Consider the following 12,401-nt stretch of genomic DNA (forward strand, 5'->3'; position numbering starts at 1 on the left):
TTTCCCAAATCAGCAACAGCCAATCAAGTAAAGTGGAAAGTTTTAGTTACCTTTCACCAAGTCGACAGATCCGTGATCATCACAGTGATCACCATGAACATGGTGAAGTCGCCCGTTAACCAGATAGTCAACATGATCTCCGTGGGGAACCTGCTCATGGCCACAGTTTTTGCCGTGGATATGGGAGCTGTCATAGCCCCCTGTAACAGGGTGGCAACCCTCCGGGTTTTGGGTGCTTACTTCCAAGACGTGCTCGTCGTAGTGGTCTTTGTGGGGATGGTGTAGGTGGCCATCATGGAGGTAGCAGATATGGTCCCCATGGCGAATGGCTGTGTGGCCACAGTGGCTATTATGGGTATGTGAATGATGCTCCGCCTGTTGGCACTTGCCTTTTTCCATGATAACTCTCCTGGCCGCTTGGCACTTACATGGAACCACTCGTCGTCGAATGCTTCTAGAGTCAATAATTTGGCGCCACATTTGGACAGCCCTACATACTAAATCTAAGAACATCCGGGTGTAGTTTCCAAATATGAACTTCTACCAATGGCAGAAAACCTGCCCCTACCCCTCAAATCTTGATCTGCGAAGGTCTAACGGATGACTAGTCACTCAAATCTAGCCATTAATTCAATTTGCAATCGATTGCATTTGCGCATTATAGTTAAAGCACGGTGCATCAAGTAGCGTTTAGCAACTCTTTATGCAATCGATTGCATAAAGCTTTATAAAAATAGCACCGAAGTATCAGAACAGATAAGAATGACGACGAGAGGGAAGAGTTGATGAGCAAGAAACCATTGGCGCAGGCCGTATCCATGGCCGCGCTCTCCGTTGGTCTTTGCGGCTATGCCGCAGCCCAAGAAATTAGCCCTGAAAACGATATGGTGATGGAGGAAGTCATCACAACGGGCACCCCAGGCGGTGCGGGCATGCGTAAGCTGGATGCCAGCTTTTCTATCACAACTTTAAGTGATGATGAGATTAGCAAAGCCTCTCCTTCAAGTACTGCAGACCTGTTGAAGTCCGTTCCTGGCCTGTGGGTTGAGAGCTCTGGCGGTGTTTCTGGGGCAAATATCGATGTTCGCGGTTTCCCCGGCGGTAGTGATGCACCCTTTGTCACGGTATCCATGAATGGATTACCTCTGTATCCAGCGCCAACACTCTCATTTTTAGAAAACTCTTCTCTATTTCGTGTCGATGAAACTATTCAGCGAGTGGAAGCTCTGCGCGGTGGACCCAATCCGGTTTTCTCCAATGGCCAGCCAGGTCTGACTACCAACTTTATCTTAAAAGAAGGTACTGAAGAGACTGAGGGGCGCTTTAAGTACACTTTATCTGACTATGATCTGCAGCGAACAGATGCCCTAATGACTGGTAAGCTCGCAGATGATGTTTATTACATGATCGGGGGCTACGTATCTTCCTCCCCAGGTATTCGCGATGCGGGTTTTGATGCGGAAGAAGGGCATCAATTTACCCTGCACATCACCAAAGAGATGGATAACGGCAAAGCGGGTTTTTACATCCGGGATACAAAAGATACTGGTACCTGGTATTTGCCCAATGCTGCATTCCTGGAAACAGATTACACCCAGGTAGGCCCCAGTAATCGCAAGGTTTCTGTACCTATCACTCAGGCTGACGGTAATGGCGGCTCAGAAACTACCTGGGAAACTTTCGATATGGGCGAAGGGCGCGGGTGGAATGGTAATGTAGCCGGTGCTTATCTGGAGCTAGACCTAGGCGATGGCTGGAGTCTCACCGAACGCTTTGGACTTACCGCAGGTAACGCTGATACTTTGGGTTTTGTTCCTAATGGTGCGCCCGTATCGCTAAATTCTCTTACTGACCAAGCAGTAGTAACCGCCTCTGGAAACGAACTTAGTGGCGATACTGTGGTACAGCAGTTTGGTGCCTGGGTAGTACGCAAAGATATCGAGGCTACGACAAATGACATTAGCCTGGCAAAAGAGTGGGATAACTTTAAGGTAACTGCCGGTTATTACACCTCTAGCTGGGAAGTTGATGAATGGTGGTCCCTGGGTAACCAGAAATACTATGTATTGGGTCAAGATGGGGAGCTGATCACAGGAGCTGCAGATGGCTCTGAGCTCACAGGAGACCTTGCCTGTAATACATCCGCCGATATCTCAACTTGTGACTGGAAATATGATGTGGATGCTGTGGGTGATGCCCGTGAAAACGCGCTTTACCTTGCCGGCGAGTTTTACTTAGGAGATTTCACTTTCGATCTGGGAGTGCGTTCCGCAAACCGGAAAACCAATTACTCCGTGGATCATGGCGAACGTGACGGTAATTTTACCACCTATAAAGCAGACGAAAATGGTACTGCCTACACTGCGGCAGTGGACTGGGCATTTGCCGAAAATATGGGCACATTCTTCCGTATAAACTCCGGTTATAAATTCGCAGACTTTGACAACTATCGAGAGTTTGGTGACAGCTTCATTGCTGGGTCTGATCTTGTGATCGACATTGACCAATACGAACTGGGTTATAAATTGCAGGAGCAAGATTATTCCCTCTTTGCGACTCTGTTCTACAACGAAACCCAGGGCATGCCTGACTGTATCATTGGCAGCAGTACCTGTGCTCGTTTAGAGACTGAGGCGCTTGGTCTCGAATTGGACGGTAAAGTTCACTGGGGAGATTTCACCTTTGGGTTAAATACTACCCTGCAAAAGCCAGAAATCACGAGTGGTGAATATGAAGGCAACCAGGTTATGCGTCAGCCTGAATACCAGGTGCGCCTGAGCCAGAATTATGATTTCACACTGAATGACATTGATATGGCTGTGTATACCGATATCAGTCGGGTAGGTGATCGCTTTAATGGAAGCAACAATGAAATAACTTTGCCAGCCTATACAAAAGTTGACCTGGGTGCGGTGGCTTATATCAATGATATTACTGTCCAGTTGGCTGTGGACAACTTAACTGATGAAGATGGTATCACCGAAGGTGATCCCCGCGATCCGCTAGCGTCTAATGTCCGCTACATCTTACCGCGCAATATCAAGCTTAGCTTCGCGTACGATTTTTAACCTCATGCCTCTCCCATAGGCTTCCAAGCTTTGCCGCACACTTCTCCAGTGTGCGGCTTTTTTATTGCCTGAAAAATTTAACTACAATCCATTTTCAAATCCATACAAATAATGAAGCTTCGATCTTTGTGGTCTAACCCAAATCCTTCCGGAGGCTCCCCAATAAAGTATGTGGTTAAACTGCTTTCATGAAGCGAAATTAGAGTCGAGGTGGAGAGCCCTAAGGTCATTGCAGGTGTGAAACCTTAACGTTCGTATACAAATTTAAATTGGCAGTGGGAGATAGTTCTACTAGGTTATGAGTAGTTACTCCAATTCCTATTGCTAGCTGTATGTTGACGTTCGGACTAAAAAGTGGCATTAAAGTGGCGTAAGGGTTTGTTAGCTGTACTCTTTTCCCCTACTTTTTATTAGTTTAGTAATGTTTCATATGTATTGGTGATTTTGGGTTGGTACATTTTTGGTAATATGAAAAAATTTATTGGCGTTCTTGTTATTGTTTTGGCAATACCACTGCTCGTCTATTTTTCTACCTATAAGGGGGAGAGAAGTTTTACCAATCATCATGGCCTTCCAAATGTTAATCTGGTTGTCGATAATGCGTATTCTCTTTGGTTTACGCCTTATGATCCACTGATGGGGATGTATAATAATATAGGAGGGAAACTTGGATTTATTGTCTGTAGTGATGTACCTAATATCGCTTACGGAATGGCTGGATATTCATTTCAGGTCTTATTGAGAGATAGTTTTGTAAAAAATCCAAATTTTTATGATGCTCGAAATGGTAATAATCCAGAGAATCCATTTTTCCATCGCCGAGCAAGAAATCTATATTCCTATTTCCAGTCAATTCAATCTTTGAAACCAGCATCTTATAAGCCGCAGTTGGGGGATTTGGTTTTTTATAGAAAGATTGAAAAAGGATATATTGCCCATGTTGCTATAGTTACTTATGTTGATAATAGGGGGTTTAAAATCATGGAGTCAGCACCCAAAACCCTGTTCGCCAGGGAAGTAGAAATGGATTCTCCAGTGAAAAGGGGCTGGATCTTGGCGGGCTTTGGTAAAGTGTATTGAGGTGTTGTCCATGATTCGTAGTCATGAGGGATATTGTTCTTACAGTGATATATGCATCCCAGTGATTTTTGTAGCCTAATTTCTCCTAGGCTCAATTTCTGTTCACTGATAATTGAGATATATTGCTGGTAGACAGCTTACATCCAGATGGGTATTTCAATACATCTAACATGTTTTTAATGGTAAGAAGTTTGATTAATCGGCTTTGACAGGGTCGGTTGTACTTAGCCCAATGGTTTCAGACTTGCCAAATTGGCATTATGAGGTAATTTAGGTGATCTGGCGCCTAATAAGGTTTCTAAATGTAAAAATTAGAGATCATGCCATGTTTTAGGAGCATATTTATCCTTATTATCTAGTAGGATAATAGGTATTTTTCTACAGTTACTTTTTCAGATTTGAAGCACCGATAAAAGCGCCACAATGGATGATCTCTGGATTCCCACTGATCTAGCTTTTCAGAAGCAAGGCGCTAACTTAACTTTCAACTAAAAGAGGGTTGCCGATGTCTATTGAACGATTGAGAACTCCTGAGGAGCGCTTTTCTTTACTACCGGGTTTTCCGTATACTCCTAACTATATTGATAGCCTGGAAGGCTATGATTCTATGCGTATGGCATATATCGATGAGGGGGAGCAGGATTCGGATACCACCTTTCTTTGCCTCCATGGGGAGCCCAGTTGGGGTTACTTATATCGGAAAATGATCCCAGTTTTTGTTGGGGCAGGACACCGGGTAATTGCTCCAGATTTGTTTGGATTTGGTCGCTCAGATAAGCCCGTCAATGAAGATGTGTACACTTTTAACTTCCATCGTAACAGCCTGATGCGTTTGATTGAGCATTTGGATCTTAAGAATATTACGCTGGTTTGTCAGGATTGGGGTGGACTTCTGGGATTGACACTTCCAATGGATATGCCGGATAGATTTACCCGATTACTGGTAATGAATACGGCTATCGCAGCAGGGGATGGTGCTTCAGAGGGGTTCTACCACTGGCGGAACTTCTCTGTCAATGTGCCTGAAATCCCTGTGGGAGGGCTCATTGCCAATGATGCTCAATCTGAGGTCAATTTATTCGATATAGTTGCCTATGATGCGCCTTTTCCAGACAATCGCTATAAGGCTGGCGTTCGTCAATTCCCGTCAATTGTACCGGTTGATCCAGATATGGAGGGAGCAGAGCTAGGGGTAAGGGCTCGAAAATTCTGGTCTAGGAGCTGGGGTGGTGAGAGCTTTATGGCGATTGGAATGAGGGACTTTGTACTTGGTGAGAAAGTGATGGAGTTGCTGAGGGGAACCATCAAAAACTGTCCAGAGCCTCTCAAACTAGCGGAGGCGGGCCACTTTGTGCAGGAATATGGTAAAGAAATTGCTGAAAAGGCGCTCAGTCACTTCAAGCTTTCCTCTACAGTAACTGAAAATTAAGGGCGTACTAGTGCCGGGATAAGTTATATTCCGGCTTCTATTCTCAGGTAGCCCAAGGCATTCAGACTGCTCTTACATTTCATAACTAATTTATAATCGGTGGCTCTGTTTATAGAATCTGTAGTCTTTATTAGAGAGTTTAAAGTGAAGTTTAAAGACAGTCGTGGAATTATTCTGACTATTTTGGCAATGCTCTGTTTGGCGGGTATGGATGCAACAGGTAAGGTTCTCGTTCAGAACTATTCTATTGTTCAAATAATGGCGATTCGTTTCGCGATATTTTTCTTCATCGTTATAAGCTTGGCAAGACTCAAAGGGAGCTTGGATATAGTGCGAAGTGAAATATTTGGCACTCAATTAGCTCGCTCTATTGTTCTCGCTCTTGAGGTGTCAGTATTTATTTTTGCTTTTAGTATGATGTCTTTGGCTGATGTGCATGCTATAGCTGCGACCGCTCCATTATTCGCAATATTAATGGCTGGATGGTTTTTAGGGGAGAGGATAGATACAAGGAGCTGGGTAAGTGTTGCGGCTGGATTTATAGGTGCCCTTATTATCATTAGGCCTGGAATGGGAATGATGGGTTGGCAAACCTTGATCCCCATCTTGGGAGCTATCCTATGGGCCGCATATCAAGTGCTTTCACGCCGTGTTTCACACTTTGATAGTGCCGATACAACCGTTTTCTATACCGCGACCATGGGTCTTATTATTTTTGGAAGCTTAGCACCATTTTATTGGGTAGAGCCGACAGTATCAGGGTGGCAATTGTTGATTTTAAATGGGCTCTTAGGTGCAATGGGCCACTATTTACTGATTAAGGCACTGGCACTTACTCCAGCTTCTATTTTGCAGCCCTTTAGTTACGCTTTACTATTTTGGGCTATTGTTATTGGCTTTGTAATCTTCGGAGATCTGCCTGATGGAATTACATTATTTGGCGCCTTCGTAATATTGGCTGCGGGATTTTATGCCTCAGACCTAGGCCGCGCATTGATTGGTGTTTCACAGATTAAGGCCAAAAAGGGGAAGGATGATGCTGAATCAGAGTCAAAGTTAATGAGTTAAAAAACCAATTTGATAAAGGGTGCTCTAATGATGATAGTTGAGCCCCATTAATATATCGGTGGCGAAATTGTTTAACGCCACCTTGAATTCAGTTAGTGATTAGGTATCTGTTCTTAGAATATTTAAAAACTCATGCGTCACGATGCTCAAGGAAGCCGCCATCTACCCAATTGATTATCAAGTCAACATACTCTTGTCCAGCATCTTCCGATGAGAAGTGAGATGCGTTGTCAAATATAACTAGCTTGCTATTGGGGATATGCTTGGATAAGACAGTCGCATTATCTACTAAAACAAATGGATCTCTCTTACCCCAAGTGATCAATGTCGGAACTTTAATACCATTTAGCTTTCTCTCAATCCATGGAAGCTCTTTCGAATAGCTTCCAAAGAAACTGATGGCGCACTTGTGACTATCACTATTAAAGGCTATGTCATAGTACTCTTGGATAGCTCGTTTGCTGGGTTTGTAGTTGTGATAGCCATCTTTTACGGCAGTCAGAAAATTGGTTTTCATTACTGACTCCTTGTTTAAGCCTTTTGCTATCCAGCGAACCATTCGGGATCTGACAACGGCCATAAGAATAGGAGAGAGTTTTGGAGGGAAGGTGCCTGGGCCGTCAAAGATATTGAGACTCAAGAATCGTTGAGGGTGGTTAATAACGGCCGCTAAAGCAATAGGCACACCCACATCCGGCCCTACCAGGTGGGCCTGCTTGATGCCAAAATGGTTCATTATTTGAACAAGGGCTTCGCTCAGGCTGCTTGGAGACATATCTCCTTCCTCCGCTTTTGATAAGCCAAATCCTGGGATATCAAAGGCTAGTACATCAAACTTTTCACTAAATGCTTCAATGGATGACTCCCACATGCGAATACTTTGGGGTAGACCATTCAGCAGTAGTAGGCTGGGAGCCTGAGGTTTTTCCTTGCGTAGAAAGCGAATGTTAAATTTCCCTACAGAGACAAACTGCGGTGTAAATATATCGTCAGCGGTTGAGGGTCTATTGGAGGCGTATTGGGTGAGGGCCTTGTCTAAGAGAGCTTGGGTCATAACAGGGTATATATCTATATGGGTCTATAGGTGATTTCGGGTTAAGTTACTTATTTATACTAGGTTACTAACTTGAGAGTTGGTTGCCAATAAGGCACTATTAAGTGGTTAAGTTACTTTTTGATAACCTTTGGAGTGGAAGGGTGGGGACGCAGAATAAAAATAGTGAGAGGCGCGTGTTTGTGAATGATGATGAGTGTCCCGTTCGCAATGTGGTAGCTCAAATTGGTGACAAGTGGTCCATCCTGATATTGTTTGCCCTTGTTGATGGTCCAGATCGCTTCAACTCCCTGAAGTCGCGCATTGAAGGGATTTCACAGCGAATGTTGACGCAAACCCTACGTGACTTAGAGCGCGATGGTTTTGTACTCCGTACTGTCTTTGCGCAGGTTCCAGTTAAAGTGGAGTATGAATTAACTGACCTGGGAAGGGGGTTATCTGCAGCTGTGTGGAAGTTAGTCTCTTGGGCAGATGAACATCATCCCGAGATTCGTAAAGCGCGCCTAAGATATGATGAGGATAATCAATCGTAGATTAAGGATTCTACCTTCTATTGTCCCCATTTAGGGCTTCTCTCAAAAATTATCAGCCTGCTTTGTAGTAAAGCATGATCTGTACTTGCAATTTAGTTCAATAGGGTGTTTTGTGGCTGGAGCATTGCTGTAAATATATAGTTAGAATGATTGGTGATTTAAGTTTTCTTGACCTCAAGGCATAACGGAATAGGGCTTACAAGTAGATTTAAATTTCTTACCCTTAATAATTAAATATAAGTGACTAGAAGGTGAGTTATGGATTTTTTTGAAATTAACCGACACTCCTGGGATAGCCGCACCCGTATTCATGTGAAGTCTGAATTTTATAATGTTGATGGATTTCTAAGCGGAAAATCTACTTTAAATGAAGTTGAGCTTTCAGATATAGGTAATGTGTCTGGAAAAAGTTTACTTCACTTACAGTGTCACTTTGGCTTGGATACCTTATCTTGGGCTCGATTGGGGGCGAAGGTGACGGGAGTTGATATTTCTTCTGTAGCCATTACTGAAGCGCAGGCTCTTTCTGACCGTTCAGGTTTACATGGAGAGTTTATCTGCAACGATATCTACAGTTTTGGAGAGTCAAATAATAAAGAATTTGATATCGTCTTTACTTCCTACGGCGCACTCTGTTGGTTGCCGGATATCGAGCGGTGGGCATCAGTTGTTGCTCAATGCTTAAAGCCGGGGGGGACTTTCTACATCGCAGAATTTCATCCATTTTATGATATTTTCTCTGGTTACACATACTTTCATCGAGCCGATCCAGATATTGAAGAGCAGGGTACCTATACAGAGAATGATCGGGGTGACAAGTCTACCCTAGCCACCTGGTCACATCCGATTAGCGATGTTGTGAGTGCATTATTAAAATATGGTATTCAAATCGCTCAACTAAAAGAATACCCGTATAGTCCTTACAACTGTTTTGATGGCATGGAGGAGCGTGAGAAGGGGAAATACTACCTGTCTTTTAAAGGACATGAGATTCCGCTAATTTATACTATTAAAGGTGTCAAAGTTACTTGAGACAAAGAGCAATAATAGTAATCAGGCTAGCGGTAGATTTGCGCAGATTTTTTTAGGGGAGGGAAAAGGAGGGTAATGAGTGCCGCCCCCTTAAACTTCCCATGTAAAGGCCCACTGGCTTCATATCCAACACTGCTTTCTTGCGTTTTGTCTAATTGGCGTAGATAGCCACTATTTACCATTCACAGATGTTTAGATTCCGTACTTAGTTGCCATTTCTTTAAGAGAGATTTCTTATAGCCCTTTTAGTAAGCTGGATCACACTCTGTTCAGGAGAAGGTCATTATTAACTGATTTTATAGAGGGTAGTAAGATGGCTATATGGCAATTACAAGGTATGAAGTGTACTTTATCTATATTTGCAGGTGCTTTTTGCTTGCTAATATCCGGGCTTGCATCGGCGGTTGATTGTGGTGATACCATTAACACCCGAGAAGTTTTGGATGATGATTTGGTATGTACAGACAATATCGCGATAACCATTGTTGGCCCAACTGGTGGCCTGGATATGAATGGTCATACCATTACTTGTGACAATAATTCTGCAATAGGCATAGATGTTGTCGGTCTTGTGGGGTATTTGGAGGGCGCAGGTACTATATCATTCTGCCAGACGGGCGTTAGATTGGCTGGTGATGGATTTCATAATGTAACCAATATTTCTGCTAACAATAATGACTTTGTAGGGTTGGCGGTATCGAGCGACTTCAATCTAATTACTAATTCAAGTGCTAATGGTAATGGTAATACTGGTATATTAGTTACGGGGCTAAGAAATACCTTGATCTCAAATATTATCGAAAGTAACTTACTAGATGGGATTCAGTTGGATGGTGATGCCCCAAATTTAACCCAAAATTATATATATGATAATAATCGATATGGAATTTATATTGCTGATTCCAGCTTCGGGAACTATAGCCAGAACACCTCTGAGATGAATGGTTCAGTGGGTATCTATATGGAAGCAGCTAATCAGTTTTTTAACTTTATTCTCAACAACACATCCAAGGGAAATGCTGATTTTGACTTGGAGGATCTAAATGCAAATGCATGTAGTAATATTAATGTCTGGCGTGGAAACACTTTTACTACTGCTAATCCCAGTTGTTTAAATTAAGGCTTTTTGCAAGGTTCACCTTAAAGTAAACTGGGTGAGCCTGTGTTCAATTCGTATCCGCTCAACTATTTTGCTTGTTGTCTATAAGGATTAAATTTCACTGATACATTATGTGGTAATGTAGTATCAGACATGTTTCTAACTCTGATTACAAGGTGCTGATTAATCCATGAAGCCTGATAGCTTAATTGATCATCCTGAAGGCGGGAAATTTCTTCAGGTGTTTAAGTCGAGCTCAATAGTAACAAGGGAGGATGGGCAGAAGCGAAGCGCATTGACGCATATTTACTTCTCCTTACAGAAAGATGAAGTATCTAGGTTTCACCGGGTCGAATCTGATGAGGTTTGGAACTTATATAGGGGGGAAGGCTTATATCTCTATATTTGGACTGAGGGGGATAGCTGTTTGCAAAGGACTGAGATTTCCGCAGAGAATAATACATTTTGTCATGTTTTTCCTGCTGGTGCTTGGCAGGCTGCTGAGCCAATTGGGAATTCTGTTTTGGTCGGATGTTCGGTAGGCCCGGGGTTTGAATTTTCGGATTTCAATTTAATCAAGGTTGATGATCCTGTAGCAAAACAACTGTGTGAGATAGATAGTTGTTTGAGTCGCTTCATTCGTTAAGCCTAAAGTTTAAGCTGTAGTTACGCTTTACTATTGATGGATATTTTGGCGTAAATTTTATGGAGTCTATTTTAAGCTTTTCACTTCACGTCTATGCACGAGTTTTGATTATTTTACTTGCCCAAGCTTCTCTATGCCATTACCTTTTACATGCCAGAGCTATTGAGAATATTTTCCTATGGATATTTCACTCTTTGGGCTCAAAATGTATCCCAATATTCTTTTTTCTGATTTCAAGAATTTTTATTGCCTGGGCATAATGGTTATGACTAAAAATTGTTATTGGGTTTACTTCAGCTCTTTCGGATAATGTAAATGCCGATGATGTGTACGCTGATACCATTGCGAGTACAGAAATAATAAGTAAGGATCTCAATTGTAATTTGATTGGGTTAACAGTTGCTGGGCTGACCGGTAGCTCGGGTTTAAGTGGCAACTAGCTGTGGTGGTGAGTAGTAATCAATAGCTAAACAGTTTTATTAGGGGGGTACAATACTATTTTAGGAGTTCATTATGAATATTTGGCAGGAAGGAACGCAGTCTAAACTATATTCTTATCTATTTTTCGGTAGTGCGTTAGTAATCTCTGGAAGTGTAAATGCAGATATAGTGTGTGGCGGTACTATTACAACTCCAGAGGTGTTAACTGGGAACTTTTCTTGTAATTCCGGTGTAATAGTAACTGGCCCTACAGGAAGCCTGAACTTGAATGGATTTACGTTTGATTGTGAAGGGGGGGCAGGTGTCATTCTTGAAGGTACAGGAGCTGTATTATCTGGAGGTGCATCAGGAGGTACATTGGATGAATGTGGTACAGGAGTCATTGCAGCAGGTTCCGGTAGCCACACAATTACGGGTATAACATTTAGTGAGGTTTTTGGAGAAGGGGTTTTCCTCGACTCGGACAACAATACGCTGTCTGGTTCGATTATTGATGTACCAATTGGTGGTGAAGGTGTGTTTATTAGAGGCAGTAACTCAACGGTGATAAATAACGAGATTGTTAGTTCAGATGGATTCGGGGAAAGTGGTATCTTTTTTGATCTCGGGGCAGATAATTCGACCGTAATATCTAATAAGATAACCGGTTTTAGTGATTATGGTATGGAAATATGTAGCAATGGTAATTTCATTGCTCAAAATACGGTTGAACTCACTGGTTTTACAGATCCTATTCCCGGCACTGCGGTAGGTATATCGTTGGCTAAGTTCGCCATTCCCATCTGCTTTTTTTTTGATCCGGATAGCCAATTCGGAAATGTAATTATTGGCAATATAGCAACTGATAACAACTCTACCGATCTTGAGGATACTAATCCCTTCCCCTGCCTTAATACCTGGTTTGGCAATACGGCTGATAATATAGAAGGGGCCTGTATTGATCAATGAGCC

The 12,401-nt window shown here is 42.7% G+C and carries 11 protein-coding genes; 9 read left to right on the top strand and 2 right to left on the bottom strand.

What is annotated here, in order from left to right:
• Positions 1–42: 42 nt before the first annotated feature.
• A complete protein-coding gene (locus ACJJI8_RS14850) occupies positions 43–399 on the bottom strand; it encodes a hypothetical protein (protein ID WP_444932811.1) in 357 nt (118 codons plus the stop codon).
• A gap of 386 nt (positions 400–785) precedes the next feature.
• On the opposite strand from ACJJI8_RS14850, the gene ACJJI8_RS14855 reads away from it, so the two are divergent.
• From ACJJI8_RS14855 to ACJJI8_RS14870, 4 genes are all read left to right on the top strand, one after another.
• Positions 786–3,068: a TonB-dependent receptor gene (locus ACJJI8_RS14855; protein WP_444932812.1), complete on the top strand. Its 2,283-nt coding sequence runs from the start codon at positions 786–788 to the stop codon at positions 3,066–3,068.
• A 468-nt stretch (positions 3,069–3,536) separates the two neighbouring features.
• Positions 3,537–4,148, top strand: coding sequence for a CHAP domain-containing protein (locus ACJJI8_RS14860; RefSeq protein ID WP_444932813.1), 612 nt, complete (start codon positions 3,537–3,539; stop codon positions 4,146–4,148).
• Positions 4,149–4,653: 505 nt separating this feature from the next.
• Positions 4,654–5,577 carry a haloalkane dehalogenase gene (locus ACJJI8_RS14865; RefSeq protein WP_444905669.1) on the top strand — a complete coding sequence of 308 codons (924 nt, stop codon included), beginning with the start codon at positions 4,654–4,656 and terminating at the stop codon, positions 5,575–5,577.
• Between the two features lie 144 nt (positions 5,578–5,721).
• A complete protein-coding gene (locus ACJJI8_RS14870; RefSeq protein WP_444932814.1) occupies positions 5,722–6,645 on the top strand; it encodes a DMT family transporter in 924 nt (307 codons plus the stop codon).
• Positions 6,646–6,775: 130 nt separating this feature from the next.
• On the opposite strand, the gene ACJJI8_RS14875 is transcribed toward ACJJI8_RS14870, so the two are convergent.
• Positions 6,776–7,699, bottom strand: a complete 924-nt coding sequence (locus ACJJI8_RS14875; RefSeq protein ID WP_444932815.1) for an alpha/beta fold hydrolase — start codon at positions 7,697–7,699, stop codon at positions 6,776–6,778.
• A gap of 104 nt (positions 7,700–7,803) precedes the next feature.
• Between ACJJI8_RS14875 and ACJJI8_RS14880 the strand changes: the two genes are divergently transcribed.
• The 5 genes from ACJJI8_RS14880 to ACJJI8_RS14900 all read left to right on the top strand — a co-directional run bounded on the left by ACJJI8_RS14880 (position 7,804) and on the right by ACJJI8_RS14900 (position 12,398).
• A complete protein-coding gene (locus ACJJI8_RS14880) occupies positions 7,804–8,232 on the top strand; it encodes a winged helix-turn-helix transcriptional regulator (RefSeq protein ID WP_444896800.1) in 429 nt (142 codons plus the stop codon).
• 258 nt (positions 8,233–8,490) lie between these two features.
• Entirely contained in the window at positions 8,491–9,264 is a 774-nt protein-coding gene (locus ACJJI8_RS14885) for a class I SAM-dependent methyltransferase (RefSeq protein WP_444932816.1), read from the top strand.
• A gap of 313 nt (positions 9,265–9,577) precedes the next feature.
• Positions 9,578–10,384 carry a right-handed parallel beta-helix repeat-containing protein gene (locus tag ACJJI8_RS14890; protein WP_444932817.1) on the top strand — a complete coding sequence of 269 codons (807 nt, stop codon included), beginning with the start codon at positions 9,578–9,580 and terminating at the stop codon, positions 10,382–10,384.
• A gap of 169 nt (positions 10,385–10,553) precedes the next feature.
• A complete protein-coding gene (locus ACJJI8_RS14895) occupies positions 10,554–11,009 on the top strand; it encodes a cupin domain-containing protein (RefSeq protein ID WP_444932818.1) in 456 nt (151 codons plus the stop codon).
• A gap of 513 nt (positions 11,010–11,522) precedes the next feature.
• Positions 11,523–12,398 carry a right-handed parallel beta-helix repeat-containing protein gene (locus ACJJI8_RS14900; RefSeq protein WP_444932819.1) on the top strand — a complete coding sequence of 292 codons (876 nt, stop codon included), beginning with the start codon at positions 11,523–11,525 and terminating at the stop codon, positions 12,396–12,398.
• Positions 12,399–12,401 lie beyond the last annotated feature (3 nt).

The organism is Microbulbifer maximicatervae (SeqCode) (assembly GCF_052467695.1).

Bases quoted from the DNA above. Each gene is read 5' to 3' on its own strand.
- ACJJI8_RS14850 (WP_444932811.1), bottom strand. From the start codon at position 399: ATGGAAAAAGGCAAGTGCCAACAGGCGGAGCATCATTCACATACCCAT.
- ACJJI8_RS14855 (WP_444932812.1), top strand. From the start codon at position 786: ATGAGCAAGAAACCATTGGCGCAGGCCGTATCCATGGCCGCGCTCTCC.
- ACJJI8_RS14860 (WP_444932813.1), top strand. From the start codon at position 3,537: ATGAAAAAATTTATTGGCGTTCTTGTTATTGTTTTGGCAATACCACTG.
- ACJJI8_RS14865 (WP_444905669.1), top strand. From the start codon at position 4,654: ATGTCTATTGAACGATTGAGAACTCCTGAGGAGCGCTTTTCTTTACTA.
- ACJJI8_RS14875 (WP_444932815.1), bottom strand. From the start codon at position 7,699: ATGACCCAAGCTCTCTTAGACAAGGCCCTCACCCAATACGCCTCCAAT.
- ACJJI8_RS14885 (WP_444932816.1), top strand. From the start codon at position 8,491: ATGGATTTTTTTGAAATTAACCGACACTCCTGGGATAGCCGCACCCGT.
- ACJJI8_RS14890 (WP_444932817.1), top strand. From the start codon at position 9,578: ATGGCTATATGGCAATTACAAGGTATGAAGTGTACTTTATCTATATTT.
- ACJJI8_RS14895 (WP_444932818.1), top strand. From the start codon at position 10,554: ATGAAGCCTGATAGCTTAATTGATCATCCTGAAGGCGGGAAATTTCTT.
- ACJJI8_RS14900 (WP_444932819.1), top strand. From the start codon at position 11,523: ATGAATATTTGGCAGGAAGGAACGCAGTCTAAACTATATTCTTATCTA.